Source organism: Escherichia sp. MOD1-EC5495, assembly GCF_002965965.1.
Lineage (GTDB): Bacteria > Pseudomonadota > Gammaproteobacteria > Enterobacterales > Enterobacteriaceae > Escherichia > Escherichia ruysiae.
This window is the reverse complement of sequence record NZ_PTRI01000013.1, coordinates 77,324-95,926: the sequence shown is the minus strand read 5'-3', so window position 1 is coordinate 95,926 and position 18,603 is coordinate 77,324. Positions and strand designations below refer to the sequence as shown.

Annotated in this window: 18 protein-coding genes and 1 pseudogene; 4 read left to right on the top strand and 15 right to left on the bottom strand. The window is 52.3% G+C overall.

Features of this window, described 5'->3' with window-relative positions:
* Positions 1-11: 11 nt before the first annotated feature.
* From lysS to xerD, 5 genes are all read right to left on the bottom strand, one after another.
* Positions 12-1,529 (bottom strand): lysine--tRNA ligase, encoded by a 1,518-nt coding sequence (gene lysS / locus BEG40_RS12525; RefSeq protein WP_000003093.1) that lies wholly within the window; start codon positions 1,527-1,529, stop codon positions 12-14.
* A 9-nt stretch (positions 1,530-1,538) separates the two neighbouring features.
* A protein-coding gene (prfB, locus tag BEG40_RS12520; protein ID WP_001701073.1) for a peptide chain release factor 2 occupies positions 1,539-2,637 on the bottom strand; the annotation gives its coding sequence in 2 pieces (ribosomal slippage) (positions 1,539-2,561 and positions 2,563-2,637; 1,098 coding nt in all).
* A 90-nt stretch (positions 2,638-2,727) separates the two neighbouring features.
* Positions 2,728-4,461 carry a single-stranded-DNA-specific exonuclease RecJ gene (gene recJ, locus BEG40_RS12515; RefSeq protein ID WP_105285498.1) on the bottom strand — a complete coding sequence of 578 codons (1,734 nt, stop codon included), beginning with the start codon at positions 4,459-4,461 and terminating at the stop codon, positions 2,728-2,730.
* 5 nt (positions 4,462-4,466) lie between these two features.
* A complete protein-coding gene (dsbC, locus tag BEG40_RS12510; RefSeq protein ID WP_016159666.1) occupies positions 4,467-5,177 on the bottom strand; it encodes a bifunctional protein-disulfide isomerase/oxidoreductase DsbC in 711 nt (236 codons plus the stop codon).
* A gap of 24 nt (positions 5,178-5,201) precedes the next feature.
* Positions 5,202-6,098, bottom strand: coding sequence for a site-specific tyrosine recombinase XerD (xerD, locus tag BEG40_RS12505; protein WP_105285497.1), 897 nt, complete (start codon positions 6,096-6,098; stop codon positions 5,202-5,204).
* A gap of 111 nt (positions 6,099-6,209) precedes the next feature.
* Between xerD and fldB the strand changes: the two genes are divergently transcribed.
* Positions 6,210-6,731, top strand: coding sequence for a flavodoxin FldB (fldB, locus tag BEG40_RS12500; protein WP_001055874.1), 522 nt, complete (start codon positions 6,210-6,212; stop codon positions 6,729-6,731).
* Positions 6,732-6,770: 39 nt separating this feature from the next.
* Here fldB and BEG40_RS12495 read toward each other — a convergent pair whose 3' ends face one another.
* The 3 genes from BEG40_RS12495 to BEG40_RS21740 are packed head-to-tail and all read right to left on the bottom strand — an operon-like array spanning position 6,771 to position 7,645.
* Positions 6,771-7,178, bottom strand: a complete 408-nt coding sequence (locus BEG40_RS12495) for a protein YgfX (protein ID WP_000244787.1) — start codon at positions 7,176-7,178, stop codon at positions 6,771-6,773.
* A complete protein-coding gene (gene sdhE / locus BEG40_RS12490) occupies positions 7,159-7,425 on the bottom strand; it encodes an FAD assembly factor SdhE (RefSeq protein ID WP_000354046.1) in 267 nt (88 codons plus the stop codon). Before sdhE ends, BEG40_RS12495 begins: the two co-directional genes overlap by 20 nt.
* Positions 7,415-7,645 (bottom strand): hypothetical protein, encoded by a 231-nt coding sequence (locus BEG40_RS21740; RefSeq protein ID WP_123058467.1) that lies wholly within the window; start codon positions 7,643-7,645, stop codon positions 7,415-7,417. Before BEG40_RS21740 ends, sdhE begins: the two co-directional genes overlap by 11 nt.
* Before the next feature lie 32 nt (positions 7,646-7,677).
* Here BEG40_RS21740 and ygfZ point away from each other — a divergent pair, with 32 nt between their 5' ends.
* Complete coding sequence (ygfZ, locus tag BEG40_RS12480; RefSeq protein WP_105285496.1) at positions 7,678-8,658, top strand: tRNA-modifying protein YgfZ; 981 nt, start codon at positions 7,678-7,680, stop codon at positions 8,656-8,658.
* A 195-nt stretch (positions 8,659-8,853) separates the two neighbouring features.
* Here the strand turns inward: ygfZ and trhA are convergent, their stop codons facing one another.
* On the bottom strand, positions 8,854-9,513 hold the full coding sequence (gene trhA, locus BEG40_RS12475; RefSeq protein ID WP_000250265.1) for a PAQR family membrane homeostasis protein TrhA: 660 nt from the start codon (positions 9,511-9,513) through the stop codon (positions 8,854-8,856).
* Between the two features lie 163 nt (positions 9,514-9,676).
* Positions 9,677-9,988 carry a N(4)-acetylcytidine aminohydrolase gene (yqfB, locus tag BEG40_RS12470; RefSeq protein WP_105285495.1) on the bottom strand — a complete coding sequence of 104 codons (312 nt, stop codon included), beginning with the start codon at positions 9,986-9,988 and terminating at the stop codon, positions 9,677-9,679.
* Positions 9,989-10,032: 44 nt separating this feature from the next.
* Here yqfB and bglA point away from each other — a divergent pair, with 44 nt between their 5' ends.
* Positions 10,033-11,466 (top strand): 6-phospho-beta-glucosidase BglA, encoded by a 1,434-nt coding sequence (gene bglA / locus BEG40_RS12465; protein ID WP_157945273.1) that lies wholly within the window; start codon positions 10,033-10,035, stop codon positions 11,464-11,466.
* Between the two features lie 61 nt (positions 11,467-11,527).
* On the opposite strand, the gene BEG40_RS12460 is transcribed toward bglA, so the two are convergent.
* The 4 genes from BEG40_RS12460 to gcvT all read right to left on the bottom strand — a co-directional run bounded on the left by BEG40_RS12460 (position 11,528) and on the right by gcvT (position 16,938).
* Positions 11,528-12,271: an SDR family oxidoreductase gene (locus tag BEG40_RS12460; RefSeq protein WP_105285493.1), complete on the bottom strand. Its 744-nt coding sequence runs from the start codon at positions 12,269-12,271 to the stop codon at positions 11,528-11,530.
* Positions 12,272-12,438: 167 nt separating this feature from the next.
* Positions 12,439-15,312 carry an aminomethyl-transferring glycine dehydrogenase gene (gene gcvP / locus BEG40_RS12455; RefSeq protein WP_105285492.1) on the bottom strand — a complete coding sequence of 958 codons (2,874 nt, stop codon included), beginning with the start codon at positions 15,310-15,312 and terminating at the stop codon, positions 12,439-12,441.
* A 118-nt stretch (positions 15,313-15,430) separates the two neighbouring features.
* Positions 15,431-15,820 carry a glycine cleavage system protein GcvH gene (gene gcvH / locus BEG40_RS12450; RefSeq protein ID WP_097507980.1) on the bottom strand — a complete coding sequence of 130 codons (390 nt, stop codon included), beginning with the start codon at positions 15,818-15,820 and terminating at the stop codon, positions 15,431-15,433.
* Positions 15,821-15,843: 23 nt separating this feature from the next.
* Positions 15,844-16,938 (bottom strand): glycine cleavage system aminomethyltransferase GcvT, encoded by a 1,095-nt coding sequence (gene gcvT, locus BEG40_RS12445; protein WP_010354553.1) that lies wholly within the window; start codon positions 16,936-16,938, stop codon positions 15,844-15,846.
* Positions 16,939-17,251: 313 nt separating this feature from the next.
* On the opposite strand from gcvT, the pseudogene BEG40_RS22355 reads away from it, so the two are divergent.
* Positions 17,252-17,311: pseudogene (locus BEG40_RS22355) on the top strand (hypothetical protein); the annotation flags it as partial.
* A 73-nt stretch (positions 17,312-17,384) separates the two neighbouring features.
* On the opposite strand, the gene ubiI reads toward BEG40_RS22355, so the two are convergent.
* On the bottom strand, positions 17,385-18,587 hold the full coding sequence (gene ubiI, locus BEG40_RS12440; protein WP_105285491.1) for an FAD-dependent 2-octaprenylphenol hydroxylase: 1,203 nt from the start codon (positions 18,585-18,587) through the stop codon (positions 17,385-17,387).
* Positions 18,588-18,603 lie beyond the last annotated feature (16 nt).

The following is an 18,603-nucleotide window of genomic DNA, read 5'->3' as shown; positions in this document are numbered from 1 at the left end:
ACGCGTAATACTTATTTTACCGGACGCATCGCCGGGAACAGAATAACGTCGCGGATAGTATGGCTGTTGGTGAAAAGCATAACCATACGGTCGATACCAATTCCCAGACCTGCTGTCGGCGGCAGACCATGTTCCAGCGCAGTAACGTAATCTTCATCGTAGAACATTGCTTCATCGTCGCCTGCGTCTTTCGCCGCAACCTGATCCAGGAAACGCTGCGCCTGATCTTCTGCATCGTTCAGTTCGCTAAAGCCGTTACCAATCTCACGACCGCCAATAAAGAATTCAAAGCGATCGGTGATTTCCGGGTTGACGTCGTTACGACGCGCCAGCGGAGAAACTTCAGCCGGGTATTCAGTAATGAAGGTCGGCTGAATCAGATTCGCTTCTGCCACTTCGTCAAAGATCTCGGTCACAATACGACCCAGCCCCCAGCTCTTCTCAACGTGAATGCCGAGAGATTCAGCAATCGCTTTCGCAGAGTCGAAGTTATCCAGATCTGCCATGTCGGTTTCCGGGCGATATTTCTTAATCGCTTCACGCATGGTCAGTTTTTCGAACGGCTTACCGAAGTCCAGTACCACATCACCGTAGGTTACTTCGGTCTTACCGAGAATATCCTGCGCCAGAGTGCGGAACAGCGATTCGGTCAGTTCGATCAGATCTTTGTAATCCGCGTAAGCCATATAGAGTTCCATCATGGTGAACTCTGGGTTATGGCGTACGGAGATACCTTCGTTACGGAAGTTACGGTTGATTTCGAACACTCGTTCAAAGCCGCCAACCACCAGACGCTTAAGGTACAGTTCCGGCGCAATACGCAGGTACATGTCGAGATCCAGCGCGTTATGATGGGTGATAAACGGACGCGCAGCCGCACCGCCAGGGATCACCTGCATCATCGGGGTTTCAACTTCCATAAAGCCACGATTCACCATGAACTGGCGAATGCCAGAGAGGATCTGTGAACGCACTTTAAAGGTGTTGCGGGAATCATCGTTAGAGATGAGATCCAGATAACGCTGACGATAACGCGCTTCCTGATCTTGCAAGCCGTGGAATTTATCCGGCAGCGGGCGCAGTGCTTTAGTCAGCAGACGCAGCTCGGTGCAGTGGATCGACAGTTCGCCGGTTTTGGTTTTAAACAGCTTACCTTTTGCGCCGATAATATCGCCAAGATCCCATTTCTTAAATTGATCGTTATAAACGCCTTCCGGCAGATCATCACGAGCTACATACAGCTGAATACGACCACCTACGTCCTGCAGGGTAACGAAAGAGGCTTTACCCATAATTCGGCGAGTCATCATGCGACCAGCTACAGCGACTTCGATGTTCAACTCTTCCAGCTCTTCGTTCTCTTTACCGTCGAAGTCTGTATGCAGTTGGTCAGAAGTATGGTCGCGACGGAAATCATTCGGAAAGGCAATCCCCTGCTCGCGCAGGTTCGCCAGCTTTTCGCGACGTGTTTTCAGTTCATTGTTAAGATCGGTTACCGCGTCAGTGCCTTGTACGTGTTGTTCAGACATGTTGGTTCCTTATAACCCAGCTTTCAAACTTGCTTCGATAAATTGATCCAGGCTGCCATCCAGCACTGCCTGCGTGTTGCGGGTTTCAACCCCGGTACGCAGATCTTTAATGCGGGAGTCATCAAGGACATAAGAACGAATCTGGCTGCCCCAGCCGATGTCAGATTTATTGTCTTCCATCGCCTGTTTCTCAGCATTCTTCTTCTGCATCTCCAGCTCATAAAGCTTCGCTTTCATCTGCTTCATGGCCTGGTCTTTGTTCTTGTGCTGGGAACGGTCGTTCTGGCACTGGGTCACAATCCCGGTCGGGATGTGAGTAATACGCACCGCAGATTCGGTACGGTTAACGTGCTGACCGCCTGCACCGGACGCGCGATATACATCAATGCGCAGATCCGCTGGGTTGATTTCGATATCAATATCGTCATCCACTTCTGGGTAAACAAACGCGGAACTAAACGACGTGTGACGACGACCGCCGGAGTCAAACGGGCTCTTACGCACCAGACGGTGAACGCCGGTTTCTGTGCGCAGCCAACCATAAGCGTAATCGCCGGAGATCTTGATAGTCACGGATTTGATACCCGCCACTTCACCTTCTGACTCTTCGATAATTTCAGTTTTGAAACCGCGCGATTCTGCCCAGCGCAGATACATACGCTCAAGCATACTTGCCCAGTCCTGTGCTTCCGTACCGCCGGAACCTGCCTGGATATCAAGGTAGCAGTCGGCGCTGTCATATTCGCCGGAGAACATGCGGCGGAACTCAAGCTGCGCCAGTTTTTCTTCCAGGGCGTCGAGTTCAGCAACGGCTTCGTTAAAGGTTTCTTCGTCGTCAGCTTCTACAGCCAGTTCCAGCAGACCGGAAACATCTTCCAGCCCTTGTTTCATTTGGTCGAGGGTATCGACAACAGCCTCGAGAGAGGAACGCTCTTTACCCAGCGCCTGCGCACGTTCGGGTTCGTTCCAGACATCCGGCTGTTCCAGCTCGGCGTTTACTTCTTCCAGACGCTCTTTCTTGGCGTCGTAGTCAAAGATACCCCCTAAGAACGTCGGAGCGTTCCGTGAGGTCCTGAATGCGATTATTTACCGGATTAATTTCAAACATGGTCTGATTTCTTTTATTGAGCTAGTCAAAATGCGGTGATAAGAGCGGGATTGTACCCAATCCACACTCTTTTTTATAGAGAAGACGACGCTAAAGTGGCCAGATATTATCGATGATAATCTGTAGACTGCGGTTGCCACGAAACTCGTTGATATCCAGCTTGTAGGCCAGTTGAACTTCACGCACGCCGTTATCCGGCCAGAGGGCGGTATCGACATTAAAAGCAATACCATCCAGCAGCGGGCCGCCGCCGACCGGTTCAACCATGACCTTCAGATGGCGCTCTCCCACCAGCCGCTGTTGCAGCAGGCGGAAATGACCGTCAAACAGCGGTTCCGGGAACATCTGCCCCCACGGACCGGCATCACGCAGCAGTTGCGCAACTTCCATGGTCATCTCCGCTGCACTTAACGGGCCGTCGGAAACCACTTCACCCTGTAATAATGCCGGATCCAGCCACTCGGTAACCAGTTCGCCAAAGCGTTGCTGAAAGAGTTCGAATTTGTCCTCTTCCAGTGACAATCCTGCCGCCATCGCATGACCGCCAAACTTGAGCATCATGCCAGGGTAGAGCGTGTCTAACCGCTCCAGCGCGTCGCGCATATGCAGTCCCTGAATGGAGCGCCCAGAACCTTTCAACGTACCGTCGCCCGCAGGCGCAAAGGCGATAACCGGACGATGAAAACGCTCTTTGATGCGCGAAGCCAGAATACCAACGACGCCCTGATGCCATTCAGGGTGATACATTGCCAGCCCGCCGGGTAGCGTGTCACGGCTGCGCTCCAGTTTCTCGCACAGGGTCAGGGCTTCAACCTGCATTCCTTGTTCGATCTCTTTTCGCGTCTGGTTTAGCGCATCGAGTTCATTTGCCAGCACGCGCGCTTCGCCGATGTTGTCGCAGAGCAACAGCGCCACACCGACGGACATATCATCCAGTCGCCCGGCAGCATTGAGACGTGGCCCCAGCGCAAAACCTAAATCGCTGGCGGCGAGTTTTTGTGCATCACGGTTTGCCACTTCAAGCAGAGCTTTAATCCCTGGACGGCACTTTCCGGCACGGATGCGACTCATCCCCTGCCAGGTCAGAATGCGATTATTAGCGTCCAGCGGCACGACGTCCGCTACTGTCCCCAGCGCGACCAGATCCAGCAGTTCTGCCAGGTTAGGAATTGCGATGTTACGCTCATCAAACCAGCCCTGATCGCGCAAAAAGGTGCGCAGCGCCAGCATCAGATAAAACGCCACACCCACGCCTGCCAGTGATTTCGACGGGAAATTACAGTCGCGCAAGTTAGGGTTAATGATCGCTTCCGCCGCGGGTAATGTGTCGCCCGGCAAATGGTGATCGGTAACAATAACCGGGATGCCCAACGAGCGAGCGTGTTCAACCCCCGCATGGGAGGAAATTCCGTTATCCACCGTGACAATTAACTGCGCGCCACGGGCATGGGCCTGATCGACCACTTCCGGGCTTAAGCCGTAACCGTCTTCGAAACGGTTTGGTACCAGGTAGTCGATATTGCTGCAACCAAGCGAGCGCATCGCCAACACGCTTAGAGCCGTGCTGGTGGCACCGTCGGCATCAAAATCACCGACCACAATAATCCGCGTTCCTTCGCGAAAAGCGTTGTAAAGGATCTCAACGGCCTTTTCGACACCGCTCAGTTGCTGCCAGGGCAGCATACCTTTAACGCTACGCTCCAGTTCCTGCGCGCTGCGCACGCCCCGGCTGGCGTATAAACGCCGCAGCAAGGGGGGCAGGCCAGCGGGCAGGTCTGCCGTTTCGTCGACTTCACGACGACGAAGTTGTATCTGTTGTTTCACGCGAATTATTTACCGCTGGTCATTTTTTGATGTTCGTCGAGGAATTCTTTCATCTCTTTCGGCGGCTGATAACCCGGAACCAGTGTGCCATTACTCAGCACAACTGCCGGAGTTCCGCTAACGCCAAGCTGTACGCCAAGTGCGTAATGGTCGGCAATATCGATATCGCAACTTGCCGGGGTAACGGCTTTGCCTGCCATTACGTCATCGAAGGCTTTATTTTTATCTTTTGCACACCAGATGGCTTTCATTTGTTGCTCCGCCTGGCTTTCCAGTCCCTGACGCGGGAACGCGAGATAACGCACGGTGATCCCCAGCGCATTATAGTCAGCCATCTGCTCATGCATTTTGTGGCAGTAGCCGCAGGTAATGTCGGTAAACACGGTGATGACGTGCTTTTCTTGCGGCGCTTTGTAGATGATCATCTCTTTTTCGAGCGCGTTCAGTTGCTTTAACAACATCTGGTTGGTGACGTTGATCGGTGCCGCGCCGCTAACGTCATACATTGGCCCCTGAATGATATGTTTACCGTCATCGGTGATATACAGCACGCCGCTGTTAGTCAGCACGGTTTTCATACCAGCAACGGGCGCGGACTGAATATCGCTGCTTTTGATGCCCATTTTGGCTAACGTTTGTTGTATTGCCGCATCATCCGCCTGAACAAAGCCAGAAAACGCCGTCAACAAAGTAAACAACATAAAACCTTTCTTCATAAATCATCCCGTTCTTTTCAGCTATCACGCCCGAGGGTGATGCTGTTGATGAAGTTGCCGCAGACGCTCAGTAGCGACATGCGTATAAATTTGAGTCGTCGAGAGATCGCTATGACCCAGCAACATCTGCACAACGCGTAAATCCGCACCATGATTTAACAAATGGGTGGCAAAGGCGTGACGCAACACATGCGGCGACAGCTTTTCGCTGTCGATCCCCGCCAGCACGGCATAATGTTTAATGCGATGCCAGAAAGTTTGTCTCGTCATCTGCTGCGCACGCTGGCTGGGAAACAGTACATCAATTGACACACCGTTTAGCAACCACGGTCGCCCGTGTTCCAGATAGGTTTCCAGCCAGTAAACTGCCTCTTCACCTAACGGCACCAGGCGTTCTTTGTTGCCTTTACCAATTACCCGCACCACCCCCTGACGCAAGCTGATATCGCTCATCGTCAGCCCTACAAGTTCAGAGACACGCAATCCGGTAGCATACAGCACTTCGAGCATCGCTTTGTCGCGTAGCTCCAGAGGCTGATCAACCAGCGGCGCCTGCAATAACCTTTCGATTTGCGCTTCACTTAAATCTTTCGGTAGACGCTGGGGTAATTTTGGCGAAGCAAGATGCGCACTGGGATCGTCTTCACGAAACTTTTCGCGATAAAGATACTGGAACAATCGGCGCACCGCACTCAGCAAACGAGCGGAACTGGTGGCTTTATACCCGCCTTCCAGCCGTTCTGCCAGTAATGCCTGTAAGTCGCCGCTTTGCGCCGTTGCCAGCGTCAGTCCACGATGATGCAACCACTCCACCATCATTGACAGATCGCGACGATATGCGTTCAACGTATTTTCTGCCAGATTTTTTTCCAACCACAGGGCATCAAGAAACTGCTCGATGCGTGCCAGATCCTGTTTCACTTGCGCCCCTTATCGTTACTCGTTTGATCCATTATGCCTTATTGTGCCGTGACTAAAGCGATTCTGATACACTAGCCGCAAAAGCCACAGCAGAATCGAGAAGCTTACGTTATGAATATGGGTCTTTTTTACGGTTCCAGCACCTGTTATACCGAGATGGCAGCGGAAAAAATCCGCGATATTATCGGCCCAGAACTGGTGACCTTACATAACCTCAAGGACGACTCCCCTAAATTAATGGAGCAGTACGATGTGCTCATCCTGGGAATTCCGACCTGGGATTTTGGTGAAATCCAGGAGGATTGGGAAGCCGTCTGGGATCAGCTCGACGACCTGAACCTTGAAGGTAAAATTGTTGCGCTGTATGGGCTAGGCGATCAACTGGGATATGGTGAGTGGTTCCTCGATGCACTCGGTATGCTGCATGACAAACTCTCGACCAAAGGCGTGAAGTTCGTCGGCTACTGGCCAACGGAAGGGTATGAGTTCACCAGTCCGAAACCGGTAATTGCTGACGGGCAACTGTTCGTGGGGCTGGCGCTGGATGAAACTAACCAGTATGACCTCAGCGACGAGCGTATCCAGAGCTGGTGCGAGCAAATCCTCAACGAAATGGCTGAGCATTACGCCTGAGATTACTGACGGCATAGCGCACTCGCTTTGCCGTCGCCATTATTTTTGCGTCTCCTGCTGTAACAAAATCCGCCGCAAATCTCGCCATTCGGCTTCATCCATACTGTCTGCTGCCAGCCACAGATGCTGACGTTTGCCGCTATCAGAACGTAAACGCAACATCATGCCGCTTTTAATCATCCACGGCGCTTTAACGATGCTCCACTCCTGCCCCTGCCAGCGCAAACGCCCATCCATCAGCAGACGAATCTCACCCTGACGAGCATTAATGCGCCGCTGGCTGCGAACGCAATCAAACACCACTAGCGAAAGCAACACCAACCATAACGGGGTGTAACTAAGCGGCCATGGCATGAGTAAAATAACAGCGGCAACCAGCCCATGAATCAGCAAGGAAAGCCACTGCGCGCGCCAGGAGACGCGCAGTTCAGATTGCCACAGGACCACGTTCCCGGTTCCGTGTCTGGATGAGTCGGACCATCATTTCCAGTTCTGCATCGGCCGGTTTACCGTGATTCATCAGCCAGTTGAACAGATCGGGATCGTCACATTCCAGCAGACGAATAAAGATGCGTTTTTCGTCATCGCTTAAGCTGTCGTACTCATGTTCGAAAAACGGCATGATCGAAATATCAAGTTCGCGCATACCACGGCGGCATGCCCAATGAATGCGGGCTTTGTTGTTAATGTCCATCTTCTTCCTGTCTCACGAAAATCCAGTACCTGGCTATTGTAACGTGTTTTTCGACTTCTTTTGCGGGAATATCGGTAAACACAATCACAATCGCGAAATTAATCCACAACAATTCAATGGCTTCATTTTTTTGGAAGTCACCTCGCAAAGCCTGGTTGAAGGCACAGATCGCGTAGTGAAAGCACTTGCAATGCCCCATAGCTCTTTTACCATTAGTCATTAATTACGCCGTTTGTAAAACAGGACTCCATTATGGCTTTTACACCTTTTCCTCCCCGTCAGCCTACGGCTTCTGCCCGTTTACCGTTGACGCTGATGACGCTTGATGACTGGGCGCTGGCCACCATTACTGGCGCGGACAGCGAAAAATATATGCAGGGTCAGGTGACAGCAGATGTCAGCCAGATGACAGAAGATCAGCACCTGCTCGCCGCACATTGCGATGCTAAAGGTAAAATGTGGAGCAATTTGCGTCTGTTCCACGATGGCGACGGTTTCGCATGGATTGAACGGCGCAGCGTGCGCGAGTCGCAGCTTACCGAATTGAAAAAATATGCGGTGTTTTCTAAAGTGACCATCGCCCCTGACGACGAGCGTGTGTTGCTTGGTGTTGCCGGTTTTCAGGCACGCGCCGCGCTGGCGAATCTCTTTAGTGAACTGCCTTCGAAGGAAAAACAGGTGGTCAGAGAAGGTGCGACCACCCTGCTATGGTTTGAACACCCGGCAGAACGTTTTCTGATCGTGACCGATGAAACTACCGCCAGTGCGCTGACCGATAAACTGCGCGGCGAAGCGGAACTGAACAATAGCCAACAGTGGCTGGCATTAAACATTGAAGCGGGCTTCGCGGTGATTGATGCGGCTAATAGCGGGCAGTTTATCCCCCAGGCGACCAATCTCCAGGCGCTGGGCGGCATCAGCTTTAAGAAAGGCTGCTATACCGGGCAAGAGATGGTGGCGCGAGCAAAATTCCGTGGTGCCAACAAACGCGCGCTCTGGTTGCTGGCAGGTAGCGCCAGCCGACTGCCGGAAGCAGGTGAAGACATCGAGCTGAAAATGGGCGAAAACTGGCGTCGCACCGGTACGGTGCTGGCTGCGGTAAAACTGGAAGATGGTCAGGTCGTGGTACAGGTCGTCATGAATAACGATATGGAACCGGACAGCATCTTCCGCGTGCGTGACGATGCGAATACATTGCATATCGAGCCGCTGCCGTATTCGCTCGAAGAGTAAATCTCTGTATCGCTTCGGGCATCTATTGCCTGATGCGACGCTGACGCGTCTTATCAGGCCTGGGATTTGGTGCCTTTATCACAACAGGGACGCAGCCCGTAGGCCGGATAAGGCGTTCACGCCGCATCCGGCAGTTGCGCTCTGATGCCTGATGCGACGCTGGTGTATCTTTTCATTCCTACAAAGGCATACCAATTACGCCTGCCCAATATACAAATAAATCGCCAGGAAATGGCACACGCTGCCGCCGAGCACAAAGCCGTGCCAGATGGCGTGGTTGTAGGGAATGCGTTTGCAGACGTAGAAAATTACCCCGAGCGAGTAAACTACACCGCCTACGGCCAGTAAGGTAACGCTGCCCGCCGCGAGCTTAACTGCCATTTCATAAATCACCACCAACGACAGCCAGCCCATAGCCAGATAAGTCACCAGAGATAAGATTTTAAATCGGTGCGCGATGGTCAGTTTGAACAGAATCCCCAGCAATGCCAGGCTCCAGATAACAACCATCAACCCGCGCGCTAACGGAGAATCCAGCCCCACCAGCAAAAACGGCGTGTAGGTTCCGGCAATCAACAGATAAATGGCGCAGTGGTCAAATTTCTTCAGCCACATTTTTGCCCGTTGATGAGGAATGGCGTGATAAAGCGTCGAAGCGAGGAACAGCAGGATCATACTGCCACCATAGAGGCTATAACTGGTTATCGCCGTGGCGCTGGCATTGAGAGCCACCGCCTGAACCAGTAGCAATACCAACCCGACGATACCAAACACCAGCCCAATACCGTGACTGACGCTGTTGGCAATTTCCTCTGCCAGCGAATATCCCTGCTTAATGAGAGGCTTCTGAACCATAACTTACTCCGGAGAAACGTACACGCACGTGTATACCTCTCCAGCGTAACTGAGAATAGTTCCAGTGAACACCTGTTAGCTAAAATAAATTCTGATTTGAGACTAATCTCCGAAAAATCATGAAATTAAATGCGAAATTTCAACTAACAGGCGTGAGTTCAATTTAAAGACATTTAAATTCAATTACATAAAACTGTGTCTGACCGGGATAGATATCGGCAATGACCTTTTTCAATTCAGCCAGGGTCATATTTTCCTGTTGCGCGTGTTTTTCTGTGAGAGTATCCAGCGTCACCGTTGAGGTTGCAGTGACTTCAATAGTGCAAAAATAGCCGTCATCCTCAAAGCGCCCGACACGAAGCACATCGCCAGCTTTAAAGTGCGATTCAGACTCGTCACGGATAGTGATGGTTTTACGCCCAGCCAGAATGTCATCCTGGAATCGTTGAAAAAAAGTGATGTTGTTTGGCTGCATGGTACTATTTCCTGTAAGAATTGACTCATCTGGAGCCTATGATAGTGAAAAAACTCACCTTACCGAAAGATTTCTTATGGGGCGGCGCAGTTGCCGCTCATCAGGTCGAAGGCGGCTGGAACAAAGGCGGCAAAGGGCCGAGTATTTGTGACGTACTGACCGGCGGTGCACACGGCGTGCCGCGCGAAATCACCAAAGAAGTCTTGCCGGGCAAATACTATCCGAACCATGAAGCGGTAGATTTTTACGGTCACTACAAGGAAGACATCAAGCTCTTCGCCGAAATGGGCTTCAAATGTTTTCGTACTTCCATCGCCTGGACGCGCGTTTTTCCAAAAGGCGATGAAACACAGCCAAACGAAGAAGGGCTGAAGTTTTACGACGATATGTTCGATGAACTGCTGAAATACAACATCGAACCGGTGATCACCCTCTCCCACTTTGAAATGCCGCTGCATCTGGTGCAGCAATACGGTAGCTGGACCAACCGTAAAGTGGTTGATTTCTTTGTCCGTTTCGCGGAAGTGGTATTTGAACGCTATAAGCACAAAGTCAAATACTGGATGACCTTCAACGAAATTAACAACCAGCGTAACTGGCGCGCGCCGCTGTTCGGTTACTGCTGCTCCGGCGTGGTTTATACCGAGCATGAAAATCCTGAAGAGACCATGTACCAGGTGCTGCATCACCAGTTTGTCGCCAGCGCCCTGGCGGTGAAAGCCGCGCGTCGCATTAACCCGGAGATGAAAGTCGGCTGTATGCTGGCGATGGTGCCGCTCTATCCCTACTCCTGTAACCCGGACGATGTGATGTTTGCCCAGGAGTCGATGCGCGAACGTTACGTCTTTACCGATGTCCAGCTACGCGGCTATTACCCTTCTTATGTGCTGAACGAGTGGGAACGTCGCGGATTTAACATCAAAATGGAAGACGGCGATCTGGATGTGCTGCGCGAAGGCACTTGCGCTTATCTTGGCTTCAGCTATTACATGACCAACGCGGTGAAGGCCGAAGGCGGCACCGGCGATGCGATTTCTGGTTTCGAAGGCAGCGTACCGAACCCGTATGTTAAAGCGTCTGACTGGGGCTGGCAGATTGATCCGGTGGGTCTGCGTTATGCGCTTTGCGAACTGTATGAGCGTTACCAGAAGCCGCTGTTTATTGTCGAAAACGGTTTTGGCGCTTACGACAAAGTGGAAGAAGATGGCAGCATCAACGACGACTACCGCATTGACTATCTGCGCGCCCATATTGAAGAGATGAAAAAAGCGGTAACTTACGATGGTGTGGATCTGATGGGCTACACGCCGTGGGGCTGCATCGACTGTGTATCGTTTACCACCGGGCAGTACAGCAAACGCTACGGCTTTATCTATGTGAATAAGCACGACGACGGTACTGGTGATATGTCGCGTTCACGTAAGAAGAGTTTCAACTGGTACAAAGAGGTGATTGCCAGCAACGGCGAGAAGCTTTGATTAGATGACATGACGGATGCGACGCCGATTGCGTTGCATCCGCCCAGACCACTTTCTCATCTTATTTTCCACCCGCCAAATCGATAAAACTTCCCGTGACATAAGAGGCTTTATCGCTTAACAGCCAGACAATGGCCTGCGCGACCTCTTCCGCCTGTCCGCCGCGCTGCATGGGGATGTTCGACTTAACGCGATCGACGCGTCCAGGTTCGCCACCACTGGCGTGCATTTCGGTATAAATAAACCCTGGTCGCACGCCGTTAACGCGGATCCCCTGCGCGGCGACTTCCAGCGATAGTCCGGTGGTTAACGTATCAATCGCCCCTTTCGATGCCGCATAATCAACATATTCCCCCGGAGATCCCAGCCGTGAGGCTACCGAAGAAACATTGACGATAGCGCCGCCGCTACCGCCGTTTTTAAGCGCCATGCGTTTTACCGCCTCGCGGCAGCAGAGAAAATATCCCGTCATATTGGTGGAAAGCACCCGGTTGATTCGCTCTGCGGTAAGGTTTTCTACAGTGCACTGGGTAAACAAGATCCCGGCGTTATTGACCAGCGCAGCTAGCGGTTCATCGTGCTGGTCGATTGCTGTAAACATCGCGACAACCTGGTTTTCGTCGCTAATATCCGCAAGGAGCACAAATGCCTTGCCACCCGCTTTAGTTATTAAGTTCACCACTTCCTGCGCCGCGTGAAGGTTTTGCTGATAATTAACCGCCACCGTATACCCTTCTTTTGCCAACAGCAGCGCAGTTGCCCGCCCGATGCCGCGACTGCCACCAGTCACAAGTGCTATAGCCATTTTTTCCTCATAAATTAAGGCTGATGACAAAGTCAAAAGAGCGCACGATCAATCCCCTCGCCCCTTCGGGGAGAAAGGGGAAAACCGTGCCAATATTTACGTTTGAGCAAATTGTCAGCAAGTAAAAAGGCGCAGAAGCGCCTTTAGAAGATAGTCGAATCAATAAATTACTGGTATTCGCTAATCGGTACGCAGGAGCAGAACAGGTTACGGTCGCCGTACACATCATCCAGACGTTTCACCGTCGGCCAGTATTTGTCTGCCACGCCTGCCGGGAATACCGCAACTTCGCGGCTGTACGGATGCACCCACTCGGCAACCAGTTCGCTCTGAATGTGCGGCGCGTTCACCAGCGGGTTATCTTCCAGCGGCCAGACACCGGCTTTCACCTGGTCGATTTCTGCGCGGATAGCCAGCATCGCGTCGATAAAGCGATCCAGCTCTACTTTGCTTTCAGATTCAGTCGGTTCAACCATCAGCGTACCCGCCACCGGGAACGACATCGTCGGCGCGTGGAAACCGTAGTCGATCAGGCGCTTGGCAATATCCAGCTCGCTGATGCCGGTTTCTTCTTTCAGCGGGCGAATATCGAGAATACATTCGTGCGCCACGCGACCGTCGCGACCGGTATACAGCACCGGGAAGGCATCCTGCAGGCGGCTGGCAATATAGTTGGCGTTAAGAATTGCCACCTGGCTTGCTTTTTTCAGCCCTTCTGCGCCCATCATGCGGATGTACATCCAGCTGATTGGCAGAATGGATGCGCTACCGAACGGTGCCGCAGAAACCGCGCCCTGACGGGTTAACATGCCTTCGATTTGCACCACGCTATGACCCGGTACAAACGGTGCCAGATGCGCTTTCACACCGATCGGTCCCATACCCGGACCACCACCGCCGTGCGGAATGCAGAAAGTTTTATGCAGGTTAAGGTGCGAAACGTCCGCGCCAATAAAGCCCGGCGAGGTGATGCCAACCTGGGCGTTCATGTTCGCACCATCAAGATAAACCTGACCGCCGAACTGATGCACGATTTCACACACTTCACGGATCGTTTCTTCATACACGCCGTGGGTGGAAGGATAGGTCACCATGATGCAGGAGAGGTTATCGCCCGCCTGTTCCGCTTTCGCGCGCAGATCAGTCAAATCGATATTGCCGTTTTTATCACACGCCACAACCACCACTTGCATCCCCGCCATATGCGCGGAAGCGGGGTTAGTGCCGTGAGCAGAAGCCGGGATCAGGCAGATATCGCGATGCCCTTCGTTGCGGCTTTCGTGATAATGACGAATCGCCAGCAGCCCCGCATATTCGCCCTGAGCGCCAGAGTTCGGCTGCATACAGACGGCGTCGTAACCGGTCAGTTTCACCAGCCAGTCAGCCAGTTGCGCGATCATCTGCTGATAACCTTCGGCCTGTTCTGGCGGGCAGAACGGGTGCAGTTCAGCAAATTCCGGCCAGGTGATTGGGATCATCTCAGCGGCGGCGTTCAGTTTCATGGTGCAGGAACCCAGCGGGATCATCGCCTGATTCAGCGCCAGATCTTTACGCTCCAGCGAGTGCATATAGCGCATCATTTCGGTTTCGCTGTGGTAGCGATTAAACACCGGATGGGTGAGAATTTCGTCATCGCGCAGCATTGCAGGCTGAATAGAACGGCTGTCGTGAGCCACGTCTTTGTCCAGCGTGTCGATGTCCAGCCCATGATTATCGCCCAGCAGTACGCTGAAAAGCTGCATCACGTTTTCGCGCGTGGTGGTTTCATCAAGGGTGATCCCAACCGCGTTCAGAATATCGCTACGCAGGTTGATTTCAGCCGCTTCGGCACGCGCCAGCACGCCCGCTTTATCGGCCACTTCCACACACAAAGTATCGAAATAGTGCGCATGGCGCAGCTTCAGACCTTTTTGTTGCAGCCCCGTTGCCAGAATATCAGTAAGACGGTGGATGCGGTTAGCGATACGTTTCAGGCCAACCGGACCGTGATAAACGGCATACAGGCTGGCGATGTTTGCCAGCAGAACCTGGGAAGTACAAATGTTCGAGTTCGCTTTCTCGCGACGAATATGTTGTTCACGAGTCTGCATTGCCATGCGTAGCGCAGTATTACCAGCCGCATCTTTCGATACGCCGATAATGCGCCCCGGCATGGAGCGTTTGTATTCATCTTTCGCCGCAAAGAATGCCGCGTGTGGGCCACCGTAGCCCATCGGCACGCCAAAGCGTTGCGCCGAACCAAAGACGATATCCGCGCCCTGTTTGCCCGGCGCAGTTAACAGAACCAGCGCCATAATATCAGCGGCGACGCTGACCACAATTTTGCGTGATTTTAGTTCGCTGATGAGTGCAGTGTAGTCGTGAATTTCACCAGTAGTGCCGACCTGCTGTAACAGCACGCCGAAGACGTCCTGATGATCGAGCACTTTTTGCGCGTCATCGACAATCACTTCAAAACCAAAGGTTTCGGCACGAGTACGTACCACATCCAGCGTTTGCGGATGCACATCGGAAGCCACGAAGAAGCGGTTGGCATTTTTCAGTTTGCTGACGCGTTTAGCCATCGCCATTGCTTCGGCAGCAGCGGTGGCTTCGTCAAGAAGAGAAGCCGATGCCATATCCAGCCCGGTTAAATCCAGCGTTACCTGCTGGAAGTTGAGCAGTGCTTCAAGGCGGCCCTGGGAGACTTCAGGTTGATACGGAGTATACGCGGTATACCAGCCCGGATTTTCCAGCATGTTACGCAGGATAACCGGCGGTAACTGCACGGCGGTGTACCCCATGCCGATGTAAGACGTGAAGCTTTTATTGCGACTGGCAATAGCCTTGAGTTCTGCCAGTGCGGCGTATTCGGTCGCCGGTGCGCCAACCTGCGGCGGAGTCGCAAGCTGAATATCTTTCGGCACAATCTGGCCGGTCAGCGCGTTTAACGATTGTGCACCAACGGCATTCAGCATTTCTTGCTGTTGCGCGGCGTCCGGTCCGATATGGCGTTCAATAAAAGCGCCGCTATTTTCAAGCTGGCTTAACGTCTGTGTCATGAGCGATGGTTCCTGAAACGTGCAGTGAATTGTGAACCTCTCTCCTTGCGAAGAGAGTGAGGGTGAGGCGTACAATTTCCTCACCCTTATCCTCTCCCAAAGAAGAGGATTAAAGCCGTTACTCGTCTTCTAACAATGCTTCGTATGCGGTCGCATCCAGCAGTGATTCCAGTTCGCTTTCATCGCTGGCTTTGATTTTAAAGATCCAACCGCCTGCATACGGTTCGCTGTTTACCAGTTCCGGGGAATCGCTCAGTGCGTCGTTCACCGCCACGATTTCACCGCTTACTGGCGCATAAATGTCGGACGCCGCTTTTACTGATTCGGCAACCGCACAGTCATCGCCCGCGCTTACCGTTGCGCCCACGTCCGGCAGGTCAACAAACACCATATCGCCTAACAACTCCTGAGCGTGTTCGGTGATGCCAACGGTGTAAGTGCCGTCAGCTTCTTTACGCAGCCATTCGTGTTCTTTGCTGTATTTCAGTTCTGCTGGTACGTTGCTCATCAATCAATCTCCAAAAAAGTAAATCACGCGACGGCTTTGCCGTTACGCACAAAAACAGGTTTAGTCACTTTTACCGGCATTTCACGGTTGCGAATTTGCACAATCGCCGTTTCGCCAATGCCTTCCGGCACACGCGCCAGTGCAATGCTGTAACCCAGCGTCGGGGAGAAAGTGCCGCTGGTGATAATGCCTTCATGCTGGTTGCCCTGCGCGTCGGTAAAACGTACCGGTAGTTCATTACGTAGCACGCCTTTTTCGGTCATCACCAGACCAACCAGTTTTTCTGTGCCATGTTCACGCTGCGCTTCCAGAGCTTCACGACCGATAAAGTCACGATCTGCCGGTTCCCAGGAAATGGTCCAGCCCATGTTGGCGGCTAAAGGAGAAATGGTTTCGTCCATCTCCTGACCATAAAGATTCATGCCCGCTTCCAGACGCAGTGTGTCACGCGCGCCCAGACCGCATGGCTTAACGCCCGCTTCCACCAGCGCGCGCCAGAAATCCGCCGCTTTTTCATTGGGCAGCGCAATTTCGTAGCCCGCTTCACCGGTATAACCAGTGGTGGCAATAAACAGATCGCCCGCCTGCACGCCAAAGAACGGTTTCATCCCTTCCACCGCCTGACGCTGGGCGTCATTAAACAGTGTGGCAGCTTTTGCCTGCGCATTCGGCCCTTGCACGGCAATCATGGAAAGGTCATCACGAACGGTAATTTCGATGCCGAAAGGTTCAGCGTGTTGGGTAATCCAGGAGAGGTCTTTTTCGCGGGTGGCGGAGTTAACAACGAGGCGGAAGAAATCTTCAGTAAAGTAGTAGACGATGAGATCATCTATCACACCGCCAGAGGCATTCAACATCCCCGAGTAAAGGGCTTTGCCGCTTTTGGTGAGCTTCGCCACATCGTTCGCCAGCAGATAACGCAGAAACTCCCGGGTGCGGCTGCCGCGAAGATCGACGATGGTCATATGTGACACATCAAACATTCCGGCATCGGTACGTACCGCATGATGTTCGTCGATTTGCGAACCGTAATGCAGCGGCATCATCCAGCCGTGGAAGTCCACCATGCGAGCGCCGCAAAGCGTGTGTTGTTCGTACAAAGGAGTCTGTTGTGCCATCTTGTCCTCATTGAATAAGCGGGGCTGACAACTTTTCATGGCAAAATTATCACCACGAAACCCAGCATCGGAGCCACTCCCGGTCCCCAACGCAATCGTTCTCTTTTGCCTGAACTTACCACCGAAACAGACGGTTAACCATAAGGTAAAATTGATCATCACATTAGCTTATGGTTAAAAAATACAAAAATCTCAACAGAATAAAAAACCAAAAATTTATTTTATTTTTATACAAATATGATGCTTTCAGGAAACAGATTTGGATAAACCAATATTAAGAACTGAAAATATGTCAAAAATCACTCAATGAAAAAATCGTAACATTAGAAAATATAATGCGAAATTGATGGTGAAATTAGTTTATTTCAAATGAGGAAAATCTCCCGGCAAAAAAACCGGGAGAAGAAAGTGTGATGGGTATCAAATAAACAGTTGAGGAGAAATTTTTAACGCAGCCATTCAGGCAAATCGTTTAATCCCATTGCCTGACGGATAAGTTGTGGCTTAACGCCAGGAAGCGTGTCGGCCAGTTTCAGGCCAATATCGCGCAGCAGCTTTTTCGCCGGGTTAGCCCCGGAAAACAGATCGCGAAAGCCCTGCATACCAGCCAGCATCAGCGCAGCACTGTGCTTGCGGCTACGCTCATAGCGACGCAGGTAAATATACTGCCCGATGTCTTTACCCTGACGATGCAACCGTTTCAGTTCAGCAATCAACTCTGCGGCGTCCATAAAGCCGAGATTAACGCCCTGTCCCGCCAGCGGATGAATGGTATGCGCGGCGTCGCCCACCAGCGCCAGACGGTGCGCGGCAAACTGGCGCGCATAACGCCCCGTCAGTGGGAACACCTGACGCGCGCTCTCAACCTTGCATAAGCCAAGGCGATTATCAAAAGCGATATTTAACGCGCGATTAAATTCGTCTTCACCTGCCTGCTGCATCCGCTGCGCTTCCTCTGGCGACAGTGACCAAACAATCGAGCAAAGATGCGGATCGCTAAGCGGTAAAAAGGCCAAAATACCTTCGCCATGGAAAACCTGGCGCGCCACAGCTATATGCGGTTCTTCAGTACGAATAGTCGCCACCAGCGCGTGATGCTGATAATCCCAGAAAGTCAGCGGGATATCAGCTTTGTTGCGCAACCAGGAATTAGCGCCGTCCGCGCCAATCACCAGACGCGCCGTTAACATACTGCCGTCTTTCAGCGTCAGGAAGGTTTCGTTCTCTCCCCAGGCGACCTGCTGTAATTCTGCGGGAGCCAGCAGGGTGATATCTGACGACTGCTGCGCTTTGTTCCACAGCGTGTAGTGAACTACTGAATTTTCAACAATATGCCCAAGATGGCTATAGCCCATGCTTTGATCGTCAAACGAGATGTGACCAAAACTGTCTTTGTCCCACACTTCCATGCCGTGATAGCAACTGGCTCTGCGGGAGAGGATGTCCTGCCAGACGCCAAGACGGGTAAGTAATTTTTCGCTGGCGCCATTGATAGCCGAAACGCGCAGTTGTGGTGGTGCATCCGCCGCCAGAGGTTCCGGTACGCGCTGCTCCAGTACGGCGACGCGTAAGCCGCTACCCTGTAAACCGCAGGCAACCGCCAGCCCCACCATGCCGCCGCCAACAATGGCTACATCAACACTTTGCATTGTTTATTCCTTAAAA